This window comes from Escherichia fergusonii ATCC 35469 (assembly GCF_000026225.1).
GTDB lineage: Bacteria > Pseudomonadota > Gammaproteobacteria > Enterobacterales > Enterobacteriaceae > Escherichia > Escherichia fergusonii.
This window is the reverse complement of the sequence record NC_011740.1, coordinates 1,801,343-1,821,860: the sequence shown is the minus strand read 5'-3', so window position 1 is coordinate 1,821,860 and position 20,518 is coordinate 1,801,343. Positions and strand designations below refer to the sequence as shown.

Below are 20,518 nucleotides of genomic sequence, written 5' to 3'. Positions count from 1 at the left end.
ATGTTGTTACGAAAGTGTAGCTAGCCAGCCTTGTTGAGTCATCCATTCTGTCATGGGGGCCAGCGTAAATTCCACGCAAAGCAAACCGACACAGGTCAGGACAATGGTATAAGGCAGCGCCATCCATACCATTCGACCATAAGAGAGACGAATCAGCGGTGCAAGGGCGGAAGTCAGCAGGAACAAGAAGGCCGCCTGACCATTTGGTGTGGCGACTGAAGGCAGGTTGGTTCCGGTATTAATTGCTGCTGCCAACAGTTCAAACTGATTAAGGGAGATAGTGCCGTTTTCCATCGCCGCTTTAGCTTCGTTGATATAGATCGTACCGACGAAGACGTTATCGGAAATAGAAGAAAGCAGACCATTAAACAGATAGAACAATGTTAACTGCGCATGTTCCGACGCCTGCAATACAAAATGAATAATCGGTGAGAACAAACTCTGATCAATGATCACCGCGACAATCGAGAAAAAGACGGTTAACAGTGCGGTAAACGGTAGTGACTCAGTGAAGGCTTTACCGATAGCGTGTTCGTCGGTTACCCCTGTCAGTGATGTCGCCATAATAATTACTGACAAACCAATTAAACCAACTTCAGCCAGATGCAGGGCGAGGGCGATAACCAACCAGATGCCAATCAGTGCCTGGACAATCAGGCGAACTTTATCCTGACGGGTACGCTGAAGGCGGCTTTGATCGTCGTACTGTTGCAGCACCTGACGCACTTTCTCCGGCAGCTTCTCGCCATAGCCAAACCAGCCCATCCTCTCTACCAGCAAGCAAGTCAACAGACCACAAACCAGCACTGGTACAGTAATGGGAGACATACGCAGGAAGAAGTCGCCAAAACTCCAGCCTGCGGCTTTGGCAATAATCAAGTTCTGCGGTTCACCAACCATGGTCATTACCCCGCCAAGCGCGGTGCCCACACCAGCATGCATCATCAGGCTGCGCAGAAATCCACGGAATTGCTCCAGAATAACTTTAAAGTGCTGATCAATATGGCTGTCATCGAGAATATCGTTATCTTCGCCACGAGAAGAAGCCACCCGGTGATAGATACCATAAAAGCCCACGGCAACACTTATTACGACTGCCACGACGGTCAGGGCGTCAAGGAAGGCAGAAAGGAAGGCTGCAGCAAGGCAGAAAGAGAGTGAGAGTAAAGCCTTAGAACGGATACTGAGCAGCAACCGGGTGAAGATAAACAGCAGCAATTGCTTCATAAAGTAAATACCTGCAACCATAAACATAAGTAGCAGTAATACTTCAAGGTTCGCCGCAACCTCTGCACGTACGTGTGATGGACTGGTCATGCCGATCATCACCGCTTCAATTGCCAGCAATCCACCGGGTAAGAGTGGATAACATTTAAGCGCCATTGCGAGGGTAAATATAAATTCGGCGACTAATAACCAACCAGCTATGAATGGATTAACTAAAAAAATCAGCGGATTAATGATTAAGAAGATCAAAAGTGCAAGTTTGTACCAGTCTGGTGACTGACCCAGAAAGTTACGCCATAAGGCGCGGCCCCAGGAGATTTCCATGTGGTTTCCCTTACCTATAAAAATGAAATGGTGTTTTTATCTTAGCGAACTAAGCTTAACGATCGTGACGAAATCAGGCAAGAACTTCACTACAGCAGGCTGATAACATCGCGAAATTTCAACGGCGATCCCCTTTTTCTTTATTGCGTCCGCTATCGGCCTTGATACCCGTCTGGTATGATGAGTGCAATTTTGTTTTGCTGTGTAATGGATATCTCACTATGGTCATTAAGGCGCAAAGCCCGGCAGGTTTCGCGGAAGAGTACATCATCGAAAGCATCTGGAATAATCGCTTCCCACCTGGCACCATCTTGCCTGCTGAACGTGAACTCTCTGAACTTATTGGAGTGACACGAACGACATTGCGTGAAGTCTTGCAACGTTTAGCGCGAGACGGTTGGCTGACAATTCAACACGGCAAGCCTACGAAGGTGAATAATTTTTGGGAAACGTCCGGGCTGAATATTCTGGAAACACTTGCGCGTCTCGATCACGAAAGTGTACCCCAGTTAATTGATAATCTGCTGTCTGTCAGAACCAATATATCCACTATTTTTATTCGTACTGCTTTCCGTCAACATCCGGATAAAGCGCAAGAGGTGCTGGCTGCGGCAAATGAAGTGGCTGATCACGCTGACGCCTTTGCCGAACTCGATTACAGCATTTTCCGTGGGCTGGCATTCGCCTCCGGTAACCCAATTTATGGGCTTATCATCAATGGGATGAAAGGATTATATACCCGTACAGGGCGTCACTATTTTGCTAACCCGGAAGCGCGCAGCCTGGCATTAGGTTTTTACCACAAACTGTCTGAATTATGCCGTCAGGGCGCTCATGATCAGGTGTATGAAACGGTGCGTCGCTACGGTCATGAAAGTGGCGAGATCTGGCATCGAATGCAAAAAAATCTGCCTGGTGACTTGTCCATCCAGGGGCAGTAACAGTGATAAAGAGACCCCCTCAGCTGAGGGGGTTTTTGATCAACGAGAAAGGTATTCAATTATCTGTTAAAGATTGCCCATTCTCGGTGGGCAACGTTCAAGTAACTCAACGCTGCCATCCTCATTTTGTTGCTCGAGCATCACATCAAATCCCCACAAGCGATGCACATGTTTCAGCACTTCTTTGCGGCCTCTATCCAGTGGTGCACGGTTATGCGGAATATAACGCAGAGTCAGTGAACGGTCGCCACGTAAGTCAACATTCCAGATCTGAATATTGGGCTCCAGATTGCTCAGGTTATATTGCGAAGAAAGGCGATTACGAATTTCCCGGTAACCTTCTTCATTGTGAATCGCGGATATTTCCAGATAATTATGCCGGTCATCATCCAGGACGGTGAAAAAGCGAAAATCTCGCATTACCTTCGGTGACAGGAACTGACTGATAAAACTTTCGTCTTTAAAATCGCGCATTGCAAAATGCAGTGTTTCCAGCCAGTCAGAACCGGCGATGTCCGGGAACCAATATTTATCTTCCTCGGTGGGAGACTGACAAATCCGTTTGATATCCTGGAACATCGCAAATCCCAGAGCATAAGGGTTGATACCGCTGTACCACGGACTGTTGTAGGGGGGCTGGAATACGACATTGGTGTGGCTATGTAAGAATTCCAGCATAAAGCGCTCAGTCACTTTTCCTTCATCGTACAGATGATTAAGAATGGTGTAGTGCCAGAACGTTGCCCAACCTTCATTCATCACCTGAGTCTGTTTCTGAGGGTAAAAGTACTGACTGACTTTGCGGACAATTCGCAGGATCTCACGCTGCCATGACTCCAGTAATGGCGCGTTTTTCTCCATAAAATAGAGCAAGTTCTCCTGTGGTTCGGAAGGATATCGGCGTGCTTCGGCAACGGTTTTCTCTTCTTCGCGTTTCGGCAATGTTCGCCAAAGCATATTTACCTGACTTTGCAGGTACTCTTCCCGGCTCTTTTGCCGTGCTTTTTCTTCTTGCAACGAGATCTTTTGTGGGCGTTTGTAGCGATCGACACCGTAGTTCATCAGCGCATGGCAGGAGTCCAACAACTTCTCGACTTCATCCACGCCGTAACGCTCTTCGCATTCAGTAATATATTTACGGGCAAAAATCAGGTAATCAACAATCGAACTGGCATCGGTCCAGCTACGGAATAAGTAATTGTTTTTGAAGAAAGAGTTGTGACCATAACAGGCATGCGCCATTACCAACGCCTGCATTGTAATGGTGTTCTCCTCCATCAGATACGCGATACACGGATTTGAGTTAATGACGATCTCATAGGCCAGTCCTTGCTGACCATGCTTATACAGACGTTCGGTTTCAATAAATTTTTTACCGAAAGACCAGTGGGGATAGTTAATGGGCATCCCTACACTGGAGTAAGCATCCATCATCTGCTCGGACGTGATGACTTCTATTTGGTGCGGGTAAGTGTCCAGTCGGTAAAGTTTCGCCACACGATCTATCTCTGCCAGGTAAATATCCAGCAGGTCAAAGGTCCAGTCGGGTCCATCGCTTAAACGTGTGGTGTCCTTGTTCATTGAATCAATTGTCGCCATACGCGCACCCTCATTGTTGGCGGCGCTCTCTGTGTGGAGCACCTCATTTCAAGCATAGAACACCTTGTTAAAAACCGTGACGATGAGAAATTTTTTCTTTGCGATTTCACATAACTGGAGTGCCAGAGATGAGGGTATATACGCTATTTTATGCTGGATAAAATCCCCCTTCAGCAGGAGATACCAAAGTTGCGATATTCCCATGATTACAGGGAGATGTGAGCCAGCTCACCATAAAAAAGCCATATGTTGAATAATATTTTCATCTGAGTTATCAAGATGTAATTAGTTTATTGTTCTTTTACCGTTATCGGAGTGGCTATGCGAGTTGTCATACTGGGAAGTGGTGTGGTTGGCGTGACCAGCGCCTGGTATTTGAGTCAGGCAGGACATGACGTCACTGTCATTGATCGTGAGCCTGGCCCGGCACTGGAAACCAGTGCTGCCAATGCCGGGCAAATTTCTCCGGGGTATGCGGCACCATGGGCGGCACCAGGCGTACCACTGAAAGCCATTAAATGGATGTTCCAGCGCCATGCGCCACTGGCAGTGCGTCTGGACGGTACTCAGTTCCAGTTAAAATGGATGTGGCAAATGCTGCGTAACTGCGATACCAGCCACTATATGGAAAACAAAGGGCGCATGGTGCGCCTGGCGGAGTACAGTCGTGATTGCCTGAAAGAGTTGCGTGCCGCGACAGGAATTGAATATGAAGGTCGTCAGGGTGGCACATTGCAGTTGTTTCGGACTGAACAACAGTTTGAAAACGCCACTCGTGATATCGCAGTTCTGGAAGATGCAGGCGTACCATATCAGTTGCTTGAATCAAATCGCCTGGCAGAAGTTGAACCGGCACTGGCAGCTGTCGCACATAAACTGACTGGGGGATTGCGCTTACCAAATGATGAAACAGGTGACTGCCAACTGTTTACCCAGCGACTCGCGCAGATGGCGGAGCAGGCTGGTGTGAAGTTCCGCTTTAATACACCAGTAGACAAACTGTTGTTTGAAGGTGAGCAAATTTACGGTGTGAAATGTGGTGATGAGGTCATTAAAGCTGATGCCTACGTGATGGCCTTTGGATCTTATTCTACGGCAATGTTGAAAGGAATCGTCGATATTCCGGTTTATCCGCTTAAGGGGTATTCCTTAACCATTCCGGTTGCAAACGAAGATGGCGCGCCAGTTTCCACTATTCTTGATGAAACTTACAAAATTGCGATTACCCGCTTTGATAATCGTATACGTGTCGGTGGTATGGCGGAAATTGTTGGTTTTAATACCGAACTGCTGCAACCGCGCCGCGAAACGCTGGAAATGGTGGTACGTGATCTCTACCCACGGGGGGGGCATATTGAGCAGGCGACTTTCTGGACGGGCCTGCGTCCAATGACGCCAGATGGTACACCTGTGGTGGGGCGTACAAGTTTCAAAAATTTATGGTTAAACACAGGGCACGGTACACTGGGCTGGACAATGGCTTGTGGTTCCGGGCAATTACTGAGTGACATTCTTTCTGGCCGTACCCCGGCTATTCCTTACGATGATCTGAGCGTGGCGCGTTACAGCAGTGGTTTTAGCCCGGCAAGACCGCGTCATTTGCACGGTGTTCATAACTAAAAGGAAACGAAATGACGCGACCTATACAGGCCAGTGTTGATTTACAGGCGTTGAAACAAAATCTGGCGATTGTCCGCCGGGCTGCGCCTGATGCGCGCGTCTGGTCAGTGGTAAAAGCCAATGCCTATGGACATGGGATCGAACGTATATGGAATGCACTTGCCTCGACAGATGGCTTTGCATTACTCAACATTGAAGATGCGGTGACACTGCGCGAACGCGGCTGGAAAGGGCCCATTCTGATGCTTGAGGGTTTTTTCCATGCTGATGATTTAGCAGTCTATGACAAGTATCGTCTCACAACGAGTGTTCACAGCAACTGGCAGCTTAAAGCATTGCAGAATGCCCGTCTGAATGCCCCGCTTGATATCTATGTGAAAGTCAACAGTGGCATGAACCGCCTGGGATTTCCTCCCGAAAAGATACCCACTGTCTGGCAACAACTGCGGGGGATGAGCAATGTCGGAGAAATGACGCTGATGTCGCATTTTGCTGATGCCGAACATCCTGAAGGTATTGTTCAGGCACTGGAAAAGGTGGAACAAGCCAGTGAAGGGATGGAGTGCCGTCGTTCGCTGGCTAACTCCGCGGCAACACTTTGGCATCCGCAAGCGCATTTTGACTGGGTACGTCCGGGGATCATTTTGTATGGTGCTTCGCCTACGGGACACTGGTGTGATATCGCCAATACCGGGCTTAAACCTGTTATGACGCTCAGCAGTGAAATTATCGGAGTTCAGACATTAAAAGCTGGAGATCGTGTTGGCTATGGCGGGCGTTACACCGCCAGCGGTGAGCAACGGATCGGTATTGTTGCTGCGGGCTATGCCGATGGTTACCCCCGTCATGCCCCAACGGGTACGCCGGTACTGGTGGATGGTGTGCGAACCATTACCGTTGGCACCGTTTCAATGGATATGCTGGCGGTGGATTTAACACCTTGTCCGCAGGCAGGAATAGGTACGCCAGTAGAACTGTGGGGTAAGGAGATCAAAATTGATGACGTGGCAGCCGCGGCGGGTACAGTGGGCTATGAGTTGATGTGTGCTCTGGCACTGCGTGTGCCAGTAGTGACAGTGTAACGCATTCATACCGGAGAAGACAGTCGTCTCTCTCCGGTAATGATGAGTTTATTCGGCAATCTCATCGGCGACACGAACGCCCACTTTCATGACCTGATTATCCTCTTTTTCAGCAACCGTCCAAATCATCCCCGCGAATTCTACCTGGTCACCCACAACCGGGGCGGCCCCGAGTAGTTGCTGTACAATCTCGCCCAGCGTCTGTTGTTTATCACGATATTCAGTGCCCGCATCGAGGCCATAAATAATCGCCACATCAGCAAATTTGGCGCTCCCTTCAAGAATAAAATCACCAAAGAAACGCTGATCCAGGGCCACAGGCGGTGATTGACTAAATAATTTGCCCAGCGCCGGAAGATCGCGTTCACGACCAATCACACAAAGTACATCACCTTCACGCAGGCGGGTACTGCCCGAGGGATGCAACAGCACGTTGTCGCGAAACAGTGCCGCTATTCGTGTGTCTTTGGGCATATGCAGATCGCGTAATGCTGCACCGACACACCATTTATCGGCACTCAATTGATAAACAAACTGTTCCCACGGGTTTTCCGGGTGAATATCCAGACCAACGCGGGAGACGGGCCAACCAACGGCAGGCACCACGACTTTCGCTTTTTTTGCTGCCCAGGAGAGAGACGTTCCCTGAAACAACAGTGAAATTAAGACCACAAAGAAGGCCACATTAAAGAACAGACGAGAATTATCCAGGCCGGCCATCATCGGAAAGACCGCAAGAATAATAGGTACAGCTCCGCGTAAGCCGACCCAACTGATAAAAATACGTTCCCGTAGATTAAAACCGCGGAAAGGCAGAAGTCCGGCAAAGACTGACAGTGGACGGGCAAAGAAAATCATCCACGCGGAAAGAAGTAGTGCTGGAATAGCAATCGGTAGCAGATCAGAAGGATTAACCAGTAAACCGAGCACCAGGAACATGGCGATTTGCGCCAGCCACGCCAGACCGTCGAAGTTTTGCAATATCCCGTAGCGGTTGCGAATCGGTCGGTTGCCGAGCAGGAAACCACATAGATAAACTGCCAGAATGCCACTGCCTTCAAGTGCTGTAGTCAGCGCAAAAATCAGGATACCGCCGCTTAATGCCAGCATTGGATAAAGCCCGGCAGGCAGGGCGATACGGTTAATCATCTGCTGAAGTAAATAGCCACCTCCCAGACCCAACAGGATACCCAGGCCGAACTGTTGCAGAATATCCAATGCAAAGGTCCAGCTGACTCCTGTTTCGTGATGCTGGATCATTTCAATCAGCGTAATGGTTAAAAACACCGCCATCGGATCATTACTGCCAGATTCTATTTCCAGTGTAGATCCAACACGTTCGTTAAGCCCTTTACCACCAAGCAGCGAAAACACTGCCGCAGCATCGGTAGAACCGACAATTGCGCCAATTAATAATCCTTCGATCAAATCGAGATTAAATAACCAGGCTGCCATCATGCCCGTCAGGCCTGAGGTGATCAGCACACCCACGGTCGCGAGGGAGAGTGCCGGGCCGAGAGCAACACGAAACGAGCTGGCCTGGGTACGCATTCCGCCATCAAGTAAAATGACCGCCAGTGCGAGGTTGCTGACCATATAAGCGAAGGGATAATTATCGAATGGAATACCGCCGACACCATCGACCCCGGCGAGCATACCGATCGCCAAAAAGATAACCAGAATAGGAATGCCAAGACGTGAAGAAAACGAACTGAGGAGAATACTGCAGGTAACAAGCACTGACCCTAAAATAAACAGACTGATGATCGTCGTGGCATCCAACGTTATGTTTCTCCCAAATTACGCTGTTTCGTAGTAACAACACTACCATATTAACGACCGAAACAGCGGGATAGTTAACGCTTATTCACGTTTTTTTTAAGATTTCAGAACAGGATGACCGCTAAGGATTAACTGGGTGCCATTTTGATTATTTCTCAGTACTGCGTGAGCCCCCAAAGGTAAAGTGACCGTGCGTTGCTCATGACCGAAATCTAACCCAGTAAGCAGTGGAACAGAGAGGCGTGACCGCAGAAAATCAAACACACTTTGCAGGGAATAACCGGCATCGTAATCATTGGGAGCACTACCGCTAAAACTACCGAGAACAATCCCTTTTTGACGATCTAATATTCCAGCTTCAAGTAACTGTAATAGCATCCGCTCAACCCGGAATGGATGTTCATTAATATCCTCCAGAACCAGAATGCCGTTACTGATATTTGGCATCCACGGAGTGCCTATTAATGAAATCAACATTGCCAGATTTCCCCCCCACAATGTTCCTTCTGTCTGACAAGAAGGGCCTTCACCTTGCCACTCGACGGTGAATGTTTTGTTACGCAATGCCAGCCAGAAATGGTGAGCCGTAAACTCATTGAGTGTTTCTGCGCCAAAATTTGCTGCCAGCATGGGGCCGCTGAAAGTAATCACGTTGCCTTTTGCCAGTAACCCACACTGAATTGCAGTGAAATCACTGTGCCCACAAATGAGTAATGGGTTATGCAACTGCCGTGCAATCAATGCCGACCAGTCGATCCCGGCCAGGATTCGACTGGCACCATAACCACCACGTACGGCCAGTACGATGGTATTGGGGAGATCAAGATGGGCGAGGGCATTGATATCTGCCAGCCGCTCTGTCTCTGTACCAGCAAAACGTTGATAGCGTCGGTAAATAACGTCTGAATTATTCACCTGATGACCAGCTTCTGTCAGGCGTTGAACACCGCGCCAGGCGGCCTCTTGATTGATGCAATAACCTGATGGAGCAATTAAATGAAACAGAGACATGGCAATTCCTTGCTGACAACTGAATGCAAATGTATATCATGCCGCGTAGGTATTGTGTTGTCACCTCAGAGACAAATTCCGGCATAAGGATAGACGAAGTGAAATTGAGATGGTTTGCCTTTTTAGTTGTGTTACTCGCTGGTTGTGCGACGAAGAGAGATTATGAAAATCCTCCATGGAATGCCAAAGTCCCGGTACAGCGCGCAATGCAGTGGATGCCGATAAGCCAAAAGGCCGGAGCGGCCTGGAATGTCGATCCGCAGTTAATTACTGCGATTATTGCCATTGAGTCTGGCGGTAATCCTAACGCAGTCAGTAAATCGAATGCTGTTGGCCTGATGCAACTCAAAGCCTCAACATCCGGTCGTGATGTTTATCGCCGTATGGGCTGGAGTGGTGAACCGACGACCAGTGAGCTAAAAAACCCGGAGCGAAACATCTCCATGGGGGCAGCTTATTTGAACATTCTGGAAACCGGCCCCCTTGCCGGGATTAAAGATCCGCAGGTTTTACAATATGCGCTGGTGGTCTCCTATGCCAACGGTGCGGGGGCATTGCTACGGACCTTTTCATCTGATCGCAAAAAGGCGATCACTAAAATCAATGATCTGAGCGCAGATGAGTTTTTTGACCATGTGGCAAAAAATCATCCGGCACCTCAGGCGCCGCGTTACATCTGGAAACTGCAACGCGCGCTGGATGAAATGTAGCGTCCTGGTACTTAGTTACGCACTTTACTGGCGCGTTCGCGCTCTTCCCGTTCAAGGGAAAATATAATCCGCTGTAATTCCCGCTCCATCGCCGGGCCGACGTTGAGAAAACGAAAGCTAAGGCGGGGAGTGGTGACGGTCTCATTTTTACTGGCGACGATAACGCGTTCACTTATCGACAAAAGCTGAGCGTCAAAATGGAAAATACCCCATTGCCCCATATTGACCTCCATATGCGAAAATTGCATTCCTTCCTGCAAGTTTTCGGGTGGCGCAGTCTCCAGTAATACGCCCATTCCCCCCAGCGAAAGATCGTACAGTCGACAACGTAACTTCGAATTATCAGGTAATTGTGCTGTGCAGTAATAAGGAGGATGAAGAGGCGCGGAGATACGGAAATATTTTCTTCGCTGGACAAACCATAATGATTGCGGCAAAGGACTGATAAATGCGGGAAGTTGCTGATATTCACCGTCAGGTAATGTTTCCAGCATAAACTCTACTTTAGCGCCCTGAGTTTCCGCCGTGATCGTTATATTTTGCGCATTTTTAACGGCGATATTTTCTGCCACCTGACTACCAAAATCCATAATCAACGTATCAGGCGTCACCAGTAGAATTTTGCTGATGAATTGCCCGGAGTTCCACGAAATACGCAGCGGTACCTGGGCTTTGTGTAGATCACGCAGTACACCGAGAACGGCTAACGGATTACTCTTCAGGAACTGCTCATGGTAATGACTCACGCGGAAAAACTCCTGGTTGTCTGACAGACTGTCCTTGGGTTATCGGCAGCAGCGGGAAAAAGTTAATACCAATGAATGAAATTTAAGATTGGTGACCAAATGCGCATGTTTATAACGGATACGGCGTTAACGTCTTACCTGGTTTGTAATATCTCTTAAATTCAATATGTTGAATCTGATAAGTTGGCCAGATAAATGTAGTGCATCAGGCCATTATAGGTTTGTCATCAGTCCCGAAATTTTGATTTTGATTTGTGCTTAAACCACGCAGATCACGGCGTTGCCTATAATTAGAATGCTGACGCAAGAACCTCTTGCGCCGGATTCACTGGAAAGAGGGTCTGAACATGGGAATTATTGCCTGGATTATATTTGGTTTGATTGCAGGGGTTATCGCCAAGCTGATCATGCCGGGGCGCGATGGCGGGGGATTTTTCCTGACCTGTATTCTCGGTATTGTCGGTGCGGTGGTCGGCGGCTGGCTGGCGACCATGTTTGGTATTGGCGGCAGCATCAGTGGATTTAACCTGCATAGTTTCCTCGTCGCGGTGGTTGGCGCGATCCTGGTGCTGGGCGTATTTCGCCTCCTGCGACGGGAATAACTTACCTGAAAACGGCCCTGCGGGGCCGTTCAAATAATTAGTTAGCCGTCGTACCAGTTTGCGACGGTTGAAGGTTTGATTCAGTGACCGGTTCCGGGGGAACGTTATCGCAAGGCTTCTCTTTCGGGCATACCAGATCGAGCATTTTCAGAGTGACACCATTACTCCAGCCAAAACCATCTTGTAATGGATACTCCCCACCCCCTCCGCCAGTACCGGTGGTACTGACATCATATTTTTCCACCAGTTTTTTATCACGATCATAGGTATGCTGAACATTGGTTAAAAAACGCCAGGTAACTGCCATCGCTACATCTTGCTGACCGTAATTTTGCAAACCTTCAGTAGCAACCCATTGCAATGGCGCCCAGCCGTTTGGCGCATCCCACTGTTGACCACTTTTTACTGATGTTGTAGCAAGGCCACCAGGCTGTAACAGATGGGCCCTGGTCGCCTCAGCGACTTTTACTGCACGGTCTTTACCCGCTGCGTTGACATAAAGTGGAAAGAGAGCTGCCGCAGTAAGTTGATTACGGACTTTGTGGCTTTTTAGATCGTAGTCGGCGTACCAACCTTCTTTGTCGTTCCATAAATAGTGCTCAATGGCTTTCTGACGCGCCGTTGCCAGATTTTCATACTGGCTCGCCATCGCCTCATCACCTGAAGCTTTGCTGGCACGCGCAAGTATCTTCTCCATCTTATATAACAAGGCGTTGAGATCGACCGGAACAATGCTGGTAGTACGAATCGTGCTCAGTTGTTGTGGATTATCCATCCAGCGGGAACTGAAATCCCAACCGGAAGCTGCGGCTGAACGCAGATCACGATAAACTTCAGTGGCCGGGCGGGAAGGGTTACTTTTAGCGGTCGTAATATCTTCGTTCCAGGATTCCGGGCGTGGAGTGTCGCGATCATCCCAATATCGATTCAAAATAGTGCCGTCTTCCAGTTTTACTACACGTTTATTTTGTCCACCTGGCTGTAGATCCTCAGTACCTTCCATCCAGTATGCATACTCTTTTTGCAACTGCGGCAGATATTGCTTCAGCGCATCATCCCCTTTGTTTTGCGCCAGAAGCTCCACCATAAACGCGAAAAAGGGTGGTTGTGAGCGGCTCAGGTAATAACTGCGGTTGCCATTAGGGATATGACCAAAGGTATCGATTTCCCAGGCAAAATTCGCCACCATGTCTGCAACTTTATCCCAGTGTCCACTCTCGGCAAGCCCTAACATGGTGAAATAACTGTCCCAGTAATAAACCTCGCGAAAGCGTCCACCAGGCACAACATAAGGTTCCGGTAACGGTAACAACGAATCCCATTTATCAGTGCGCTCTGTAGTGCGGGTTAGTACAGGCCACAAGCCATCAATATGCTCACGTAGTGATTGGCCCGCAGGAGGAACATATTTTTCGCCTTCTTTTGGCAGAATAAAGTTAACGCTGACAAAATGGCGTAAATCAAAACCGCTTTGATTACGTTGCATCCGGTAATCTGCCAGAATCATCAATGGATCGCTTTTTGGCACTGCATCGGCAAAGGTTTTCTGATCCGGGAAGAGTTTTGCACTCTGAACATCGTTGAACAGCGGCCCTAACAGAATATCTGGTGGTTGCAAAGGCGTATCAGCGAGTTCCTCTGCGTTCGCGGCCTGGCTGGCAAGACTCAGGAGTAGGGCAGTGGTAACCGTTTTTAAAGCTCCGGGTAGTGTGGCATGGGCGCGATGTGCAGGTGTTTTCATGAATGATTCTCCTTCGTGGAATACCGAATAAAGCGGCATCAATCAGAAAACCTTAGTTCATGATCTGGTTATTTGTATTAATCAGTTGCGATTTTGCGAGACAGGGTGATTAACCAAAAGAAATTCGGCAAGTATGAGATATAAAAAAATCCACGCCTGGCGTGGATTTTTCAGTAGATTGAAAGGCGAGAACGTTTAAACGTTAAACAGGAAGTTCATTACATCGCCATCTTTAACGATGTAATCTTTACCTTCTGCACGCATTTTCCCGGCTTCTTTCGCGCCCTGCTCACCTTTATAGGTGATGAAATCTTCAAAAGAGATCGTCTGTGCGCGGATAAAACCTTTCTCAAAATCGGTATGGATTTTACCGGCTGCTTGCGGAGCCGTCGCGCCCACCGGAATGGTCCATGCACGCACTTCCTTAACACCTGCGGTAAAGTAAGTTTGCAGATTCAGCAGCTTGTATCCGGCACGGATCACGCGGTTTAGCCCCGGTTCTTCCAGACCCAGTTCCTGCATAAACTCTTCACGCTCTTCGTCGTCAAGCTCTGCGATATCGGCTTCTACAGCAGCACAAACCGGAACAACCACAGAACCTTCTTTAGCCGCAATTTCACGAACCTGATCGAGATACGGGTTGTTTTCGAAACCATCTTCATTGACGTTAGCAATGTACATTGTTGGTTTCAGCGTCAGGAAGCTCAGATAGCGGATAGCGGCTTTTTCTTCCGCACTCAGATCCAGTGCGCGCAGCATGCCAGCGTTTTCCAGTTGTGGCAGGCATTTTTCCAGCACTGCCAGTTCTGCTTTAGCGTCTTTATCGCCACCTTTGGCTTTCTTCTGCACACGATGAATTGCACGCTCACAGGTGTCAAGGTCTGCCAGCGCCAGTTCGGTATTGATAACCTCAATATCATCTGCCGGGTTAACTTTGCCGGAGACGTGGATGATGTTGTCATTTTCAAAGCAACGCACAACGTGGCCAATCGCTTCAGTTTCACGGATGTTTGTCAGGAACTGGTTACCCAGACCTTCACCTTTCGACGCGCCTTTCACCAGACCCGCAATATCAACAAACTCCATGGTGGTGGGAAGCGTACGCTGCGGTTCTACGATCTCAGCCAGTTGGTCCAGACGTGGATCGGGCATTGGCACGACGCCTGTGTTCGGCTCAATGGTGCAGAATGGAAAGTTGGCCGCTTCAATACCGGCTTTGGTCAGCGCGTTGAACAGGGTGGATTTCCCGACGTTGGGCAAACCGACGATACCGCATTTGAATCCCATGATTTAAATCACCTTAATATCTTAATAATCAATCTGTTATGTAAAACAGATTGTAGAAATGGAAATAACTCTGCCTATTATACACGGCAGACGACAAAAATGCCGCCGATCCCTGCTTATTGGGCTTTAAAGGTGTGCAGACGACTGGTTGCTTTCGCTAAACCCTCTTTAAACCACACTTCCGTGCAACGAGCCGCTTCGTCAATCGCCTCATCAATTAGCTTTTGTTCTGTTACTGGCGGTTTGCCCAACACAAAGCCAACAACTTTATTTTTATCCCCTGGGTGTCCGATTCCGATACGTAAACGGTGAAAATTGGGGTTATTCCCTAATTTACTGATGATATCTTTAAGGCCATTATGACCACCATGACCGCCACCAAGCTTAAATTTTGCCACACCCGGCGGCAAATCAAGCTCGTCGTGTGCGACCAGGATCTCATCAGGATTAATGCGATAGAAGCTGGCCATTGCGGCGACAGCTTTACCGCTCAGATTCATAAATGTGGTCGGTACTAACAGGCGAACATCTTCGCCTTCAAGATTAATTCTGGAGGTATAACCGAAAAATTTTGGCTCCTCACGCAAAGGTGCGCGCAACCGTTCAGCCAGAAAATCGACGTACCATGCGCCTGCATTATGGCGTGTTGCCGCATATTCCGCGCCGGGGTTCGCCAGACCGACAATCAATTTAATCGTCACGTTATTTGTCCTGAGTGTTTATCTAACTGGCGCGTAGTTTACTGTCTGTCGCCACGGTTGACAAAAAAGAGCATCTTTACCATTACAAATGAATAATTGCATGAGTGGACAATTGAAAGGCTAAGCACTTCATGCTGTTATTTGTAAAGATTTGTTGAAAAAGCGGTTGTATTTGTGATCATCCCCGCACATATATCCTGGGGTGTTGTCTATACTTTACACATAAGGATTGGGGGTATCCCTTTAGCAGCCCAAAAGTTCCGGAGGTGACATATGAAACGCAAAAACGCTTCGTTACTCGGTAACGTTCTTATGGGGTTGGGTCTGGTGGTAATGGTAGGAGGAGTAGGCTATTCAATTTTAAACCAACTTCCCCAATTTAACCTGCCACAATTTTTTGCCCATGGAGCGGTATTAAGTATTTTCGTCGGTGCCATTCTCTGGCTGGCGGGTGCCCGTGTTGGCGGGCATGAACAGGTGTGCGACCGTTACTGGTGGGTACGGCATTATGATAAACGTTGCCGTCGTAATGATAATCGTCGCCCGAGCTAACATCTTGATTTGTAAAAACGGCCAGTCGCTTTATTGCTGACTGGCCGTTTTTATGCCTATTTATTGTCAGGCAGGTCTAAATCTGCCAGTGCAGCAGTACGGTTTGGATAAAAAGTCAGACGGCCAGGGATCGGTTTGATACCTGAACGAGCCATAGTACGTAACGGCTGGAATTCCACATTGCTCACGCGCAATTCACAACCTTCAGGCAGACGCTTTACAAAACGCTGGAAGGCATCAAGGCCGCCAGCATCTAACACCGGCACGGCATCCCACTTCAGAACCACGATACGTTTTCCTTCGATACGTGATTCAAGGTCGGTAAACAGACCTTCTGCTGCGGCAAAGAACAGCGGACCAATGACACGTAACACCAGAACATCATCAGGCACTTCTACGTTAACCGGAGCCAGACGTGTCATACGCGCAATGCGGCGCATAAACAGCAGTGATGCGAGTACAATTCCCACGCTGATTGCGATCACCATATCGAACAGCACAGTGAGAGACATACACATCAACATGACAATAATGTCATCTTTTGGCGCATGACGAAGCAAATCGACCACTTTATGCGCTTCACTCATGTTCCACGCCACCATCAATAACAGGGCAGCCATAGCGGAAAGTGGTAGCCAGGAGAGCAGCGGTGCCAGTACCAGCAGGGCAAGAATAACCAGAATAGAGTGAATCACCGCCGAGATAGGGGAAGTTGCCCCGGCACGGACGTTAGCGGCAGAACGCGCGATGGCAGCTGTAGCGGTAATACCACCAAAGAATGGGGCGATGATATTCCCCAGTCCCTGACCAACCAGTTCACTATTCGCTTTGTGTTTCGTTCCTGTCATACCATCCAGTACCACGGCGCAGAGCAGTGATTCAATTGCCCCTAACATCGCCATCGAAAATGCTGCCGGAAGCAGAGTGCGAATGGAGTCCCAGGTGAGGGTAAATTCGGAATTGGGCAGGTCCCACGGCAGTACCAGTTGCGGCAGCAGTTGCGGAATACCGTTACCCTGAGAACCATCGGCCAGAACGTAGTGGAATTGCGAACCGATGGTAGCAACATGTCCGCCGAGCAGGTTAACAATCCCCATCACCGCGCAACCAGCCAGCAAGGCCGGAAGGTGACCGGGTAAACGAATGCCCAGACGTGGCCAGAAAACCAGAATGCCAAGCGTCACAATGCCAATGGCAGCATCACCCACATTAATGGTCGGCAGCGCCATAAAAAGAGCGCCGACTTTTTGCAGATAATGTTCCGGTACATGAGCCATTTGCAGACCAAGAAAGTCTTTAATTTGCATTGTACCGATGGTGATCCCGATACCAGAAGTAAAACCTAAGGTAACGGAAACCGGAATATATTCAATCAAGCGTCCAAAACGTGCCAGCCCCATCAGGATCAAAAAGACACCTGACATGAGTGTCGCGACCAGCAATCCTGCAAGGCCAAACTGTTGCGACACCGGGTAAAGGATCACCACAAATGCAGCTGTCGGGCCAGAAACGCTAAAGCGTGAACCGCCCGTAATTGCAATGACAATCCCAGCCACAGCTGCGGTATACAAACCGTATTGCGGTGCAACACCACTACCAATTGCCAGAGCCATTGCCAGTGGGATCGCAATAATCCCGACGGTAATCCCGGCAATCAGGTCACGGGTAAACCGTGCGGCAGTATATTTTTCTTTCCAGCAAGCGTCGATCAGAGCGCGGAAAGGCATCACATGTGAGGAGAATATTTTGTTCACAATAATGTTTCATCCGTGAGCGCATCATCTGTCAACTAAATGGCAGGTGAAGGAGGCATAGGTCATACAAATGGTTATTACAGACAAAAAAACCCGCCGCAGCGGGTCTTTGAGCCGGGTTCGATTAATGTTCGAACATGGCAGAGATCGATTCTTCGTTGCTGATACGACGAATCGCTTCGGCCAGCATACCTGACAGGGTCAGAGTACGCACGTTCGGCAGTGATTTGATTTCATCGCTCAGCGGAATGGTATCGCAGACAACGACTTCATCAATTACAGAGTTACGCAGGTTGTTCGCTGCGTTGCCAGAGAAGATCGGGTGAGTTGCGTACGCAAATACACGTTTAGCACCACGTTCTTTCAGAGCTTCTGCAGCTTTACACAGCGTACCGCCAGTGTCGATCATATCATCGACCAGTACGCAGTCACGACCTGCAACGTCACCGATGATATGCATCACCTGGGAAACGTTCGCACGCGGACGACGTTTGTCGATGATTGCCATATCGGTATCGTTCAGCAGCTTAGCGATAGCGCGGGCACGCACAACGCCGCCGATATCCGGAGAAACCACAATCGGGTTATCCAGATTCAGCTGCAGCATGTCTTCCAGCAGGATCGGGCTACCAAATACGTTATCAACCGGAACGTCGAAGAAACCCTGAATCTGTTCAGCGTGCAGATCCACTGTCAGCACACGGTCAACACCGACGCTGGAGAGGAAGTCTGCAACCACTTTCGCAGTGATTGGTACACGAGCGGAACGGACGCGACGGTCCTGGCGCGCATAGCCAAAGTAGGGGATAACAGCGGTGATACGACCTGCGGAAGCACGACGCAGGGCATCAACCATAACGACTAATTCCATCAGGTTGTCGTTAGTAGGGGCACAAGTGGACTGGATGATGAAAATATCACCACCGCGTACATTTTCGTTGATTTGTACACTGACTTCGCCGTCGCTAAAGCGACCTACAGCGGCGTCGCCGAGTGAAGTGTACAGGCGGTTGGCAATACGTTGTGCTAGTTCCGGGGTGGCGTTACCAGCAAAAAGCTTCATATCAGGCACGAGAAGAACCTCAGGCATGCGTCCATTGGTGGAAAGAATCTGCCGAAAACTGTGCGGGCCAGGCAATATTCTTTCCAGGCGGTGTATTAAAGAGCGCGATGCAACGTCTGGAACAAGGTGACGTTGTCACCGTAACTCAGCTTGCCCGGCTTAAAGCATGGCTCTGTGCAATGGGGAAAGATTGACACCTTTCGCCACAAAGCCATTGAGCCATTCCGGGGCTTGCTCTAGCACCTGGCGGGCTTCAGACTCTGTATCAAATTCAGCAAAGACACAGGCTCCTGTCCCAGTCAGGCGCGACGGGGCGTATTCTAACAGCCAGGAAAGCACCGCATCAACCTCGCGAAAACGTTTTCTTGCGATAACCTCGCAATCATTGCTAAATTCACATTTTAGCAACGTTTCTATTGACCTTTTTGGCGTATTGCGCGGGAGTTCAGGATCTTTAAAAATCACCGGAGTCGGAATACTTACACCAGGGTGCGCCACCAGATACCACTTCTCCGGCGGATCCACCGGCGTTAGTATTTCACCCACACCTTCTGCAAACGCGGCATGACCACGTACAAAGACCGGAACATCTGCGCCCAGCGTCAGCCCCAGTTCCGCCAGCTCATCCATGCTTAGCCCGCATTGCCAGAGATTATTTAACGCCACCAGAACCGTCGCGGCATTGGATGAGCCACCGCCAAGACCGCCGCCCATCGGCAAGCGCTTGTCAATACTGATATTCGCACCGCTTCCCGCTAGAAGTCGCCCGCTGGCGGCTGCTGTTTTCATCAGCAACCGTGCTGCGCGAACGATCAGGTTATCTTCGTGTTCCACACCTTCAACAGGCGTTAACAGGCGAATATCCCCATCGTCACGAAGCTCAATGCTGATAGTGTCGCCGTAATCAAGAAACTGAAACAGCGTTTGCAGCGTGTGGTAACCGTCCGCACGCTGACCGGTAATGTATAAAAACAGATTAAGTTTTGCCGGAGAGGGCCACTGTGTCCGCATTATTTCACTATCCAGTTATCCATTTTTAACTTGATACGCTGACCGCCTTCGGTAAGTTCCATGTTGGCAGGCATCGCAGGTTGCGTTTTGGTGTCATAACCACCGTAAACAACTTTCCAGTTTTTGCCGTTCTGGCTGTAGGTGATTTCGCTAAGGCGGTACTGGTCGTCCAGTTTGTAGTCAGTCGCATCACCCGGCAAACCTAAAATCCACTGGCGTAAGCTGTTGAGTGGAATGGGCATTCCGGTCAGTTTACCAATCATCTCTTCGGCGTCATCGGCGGTATAGCGCTGACCCTTATTATCCACCAACTGAACATTGCCAGGCTGAGCATTCAACTCCAGCTCAGTGCTGCCCAGCGGGTTCGTTAATAACAAGCGGTAACGATCCTGACCAGTTTGCTGCCAAAAGAAACGAGCATACACTTTCTGCTGGTCGGAAATATAAGCGAACGCGCCGCGCGTCTGATATTGATTGAGGTTGCGCACGTCTTGCTGATGCTGTCGCCACTGGGGAGAATCCGGGCTTTTACCAGGACCTTTCGGGGAAGTAATGGTACAAGCTGTGAGGACGAGGCTTGCCAGCGGCAGCAGGCGAATCAGGCGAAAATCAGGCAGGGGCATAATGATGACAAATCCTTGAGATACGTTGCAGTTATAACCCTTAATGCTAGCGTCACCATTAGTCATCGTCTATGTTCAAGTTGTCTTAATTGCAGAAATCTAACGGGTTCGGGCAATTACTCCAAAAGGGGGCGCTCCCTTT

General features: G+C 49.2%; 18 protein-coding genes. 6 read left to right on the top strand and 12 right to left on the bottom strand.

Translation table 11 applies throughout. The annotated features are described in order from the left end of the window. Window positions 1-6: 6 nt before the first annotated feature. Window positions 7-1,551: a Na(+)/H(+) antiporter NhaB gene (gene nhaB / locus EFER_RS08895; protein WP_000406421.1), complete on the bottom strand. Its 1,545-nt coding sequence runs from the start codon at window positions 1,549-1,551 to the stop codon at window positions 7-9. A 221-nt stretch (window positions 1,552-1,772) separates the two neighbouring features. Here nhaB and fadR point away from each other — a divergent pair, with 221 nt between their 5' ends. Then, complete coding sequence (fadR, locus tag EFER_RS08890; RefSeq protein ID WP_002431510.1) at window positions 1,773-2,492, top strand: fatty acid metabolism transcriptional regulator FadR; 720 nt, start codon at window positions 1,773-1,775, stop codon at window positions 2,490-2,492. Between the two features lie 66 nt (window positions 2,493-2,558). Here the strand turns inward: fadR and EFER_RS08885 are convergent, their stop codons facing one another. Next, on the bottom strand, window positions 2,559-4,091 hold the full coding sequence (locus tag EFER_RS08885; RefSeq protein ID WP_000190826.1) for a SpoVR family protein: 1,533 nt from the start codon (window positions 4,089-4,091) through the stop codon (window positions 2,559-2,561). Between the two features lie 321 nt (window positions 4,092-4,412). On the opposite strand from EFER_RS08885, the gene EFER_RS08880 reads away from it, so the two are divergent. Both EFER_RS08880 and dadX read left to right on the top strand, forming a co-directional pair. Next, a complete protein-coding gene (locus EFER_RS08880; protein WP_001266928.1) occupies window positions 4,413-5,711 on the top strand; it encodes a D-amino acid dehydrogenase in 1,299 nt (432 codons plus the stop codon). Window positions 5,712-5,722: 11 nt separating this feature from the next. Further along, on the top strand, window positions 5,723-6,793 hold the full coding sequence (gene dadX / locus EFER_RS08875; protein ID WP_000197922.1) for a catabolic alanine racemase DadX: 1,071 nt from the start codon (window positions 5,723-5,725) through the stop codon (window positions 6,791-6,793). A 48-nt stretch (window positions 6,794-6,841) separates the two neighbouring features. On the opposite strand, the gene EFER_RS08870 is transcribed toward dadX, so the two are convergent. Continuing rightward, a complete protein-coding gene (locus EFER_RS08870) occupies window positions 6,842-8,575 on the bottom strand; it encodes a potassium/proton antiporter (RefSeq protein WP_000340219.1) in 1,734 nt (577 codons plus the stop codon). A gap of 96 nt (window positions 8,576-8,671) precedes the next feature. Further along, a complete protein-coding gene (ldcA, locus tag EFER_RS08865) occupies window positions 8,672-9,586 on the bottom strand; it encodes a muramoyltetrapeptide carboxypeptidase (protein ID WP_000051593.1) in 915 nt (304 codons plus the stop codon). Between the two features lie 98 nt (window positions 9,587-9,684). On the opposite strand from ldcA, the gene emtA reads away from it, so the two are divergent. Next, window positions 9,685-10,296: a membrane-bound lytic murein transglycosylase EmtA gene (gene emtA, locus EFER_RS08860; RefSeq protein ID WP_002431511.1), complete on the top strand. Its 612-nt coding sequence runs from the start codon at window positions 9,685-9,687 to the stop codon at window positions 10,294-10,296. 11 nt (window positions 10,297-10,307) lie between these two features. On the opposite strand, the gene ycgR is transcribed toward emtA, so the two are convergent. Then, window positions 10,308-11,042 (bottom strand): flagellar brake protein YcgR, encoded by a 735-nt coding sequence (gene ycgR, locus EFER_RS08855; protein ID WP_000020185.1) that lies wholly within the window; start codon window positions 11,040-11,042, stop codon window positions 10,308-10,310. 347 nt (window positions 11,043-11,389) lie between these two features. Here ycgR and EFER_RS08850 point away from each other — a divergent pair, with 347 nt between their 5' ends. Next, the gene (locus EFER_RS08850; protein WP_002431512.1) at window positions 11,390-11,644 is read left to right on the top strand and encodes a GlsB/YeaQ/YmgE family stress response membrane protein; all 255 of its coding nucleotides are present in this window, start codon (window positions 11,390-11,392) and stop codon (window positions 11,642-11,644) included. 37 nt (window positions 11,645-11,681) lie between these two features. Here EFER_RS08850 and EFER_RS08845 read toward each other — a convergent pair whose 3' ends face one another. The 3 genes from EFER_RS08845 to pth all read right to left on the bottom strand — a co-directional run bounded on the left by EFER_RS08845 (window position 11,682) and on the right by pth (window position 15,373). Further along, window positions 11,682-13,385: an alpha,alpha-trehalase gene (locus EFER_RS08845; protein ID WP_000856476.1), complete on the bottom strand. Its 1,704-nt coding sequence runs from the start codon at window positions 13,383-13,385 to the stop codon at window positions 11,682-11,684. A gap of 195 nt (window positions 13,386-13,580) precedes the next feature. After that, on the bottom strand, window positions 13,581-14,672 hold the full coding sequence (ychF, locus tag EFER_RS08840; protein ID WP_000505847.1) for a redox-regulated ATPase YchF: 1,092 nt from the start codon (window positions 14,670-14,672) through the stop codon (window positions 13,581-13,583). A 116-nt stretch (window positions 14,673-14,788) separates the two neighbouring features. Then, window positions 14,789-15,373, bottom strand: coding sequence for an aminoacyl-tRNA hydrolase (pth, locus tag EFER_RS08835; protein ID WP_000152953.1), 585 nt, complete (start codon window positions 15,371-15,373; stop codon window positions 14,789-14,791). Window positions 15,374-15,646: 273 nt separating this feature from the next. Here pth and ychH point away from each other — a divergent pair, with 273 nt between their 5' ends. Beyond that, on the top strand, window positions 15,647-15,925 hold the full coding sequence (ychH, locus tag EFER_RS08830) for a stress-induced protein YchH (RefSeq protein WP_000823881.1): 279 nt from the start codon (window positions 15,647-15,649) through the stop codon (window positions 15,923-15,925). A gap of 56 nt (window positions 15,926-15,981) precedes the next feature. On the opposite strand, the gene dauA is transcribed toward ychH, so the two are convergent. The 4 genes from dauA to lolB all read right to left on the bottom strand — a co-directional run bounded on the left by dauA (window position 15,982) and on the right by lolB (window position 20,376). Beyond that, window positions 15,982-17,679, bottom strand: a complete 1,698-nt coding sequence (gene dauA / locus EFER_RS08825; RefSeq protein WP_001033328.1) for a C4-dicarboxylic acid transporter DauA — start codon at window positions 17,677-17,679, stop codon at window positions 15,982-15,984. Window positions 17,680-17,803: 124 nt separating this feature from the next. Continuing rightward, a complete protein-coding gene (prs, locus tag EFER_RS08820; protein ID WP_001298109.1) occupies window positions 17,804-18,751 on the bottom strand; it encodes a ribose-phosphate diphosphokinase in 948 nt (315 codons plus the stop codon). A 150-nt stretch (window positions 18,752-18,901) separates the two neighbouring features. Next, the gene (gene ispE / locus EFER_RS08815; RefSeq protein WP_001260316.1) at window positions 18,902-19,753 is read right to left on the bottom strand and encodes a 4-(cytidine 5'-diphospho)-2-C-methyl-D-erythritol kinase; all 852 of its coding nucleotides are present in this window, start codon (window positions 19,751-19,753) and stop codon (window positions 18,902-18,904) included. Further along, window positions 19,753-20,376: a lipoprotein insertase outer membrane protein LolB gene (gene lolB / locus EFER_RS08810; protein WP_001130705.1), complete on the bottom strand. Its 624-nt coding sequence runs from the start codon at window positions 20,374-20,376 to the stop codon at window positions 19,753-19,755. The genes ispE and lolB overlap by 1 nt, the downstream gene beginning before the upstream one ends. Between the last annotated feature and the right edge of the window lie 142 nt (window positions 20,377-20,518).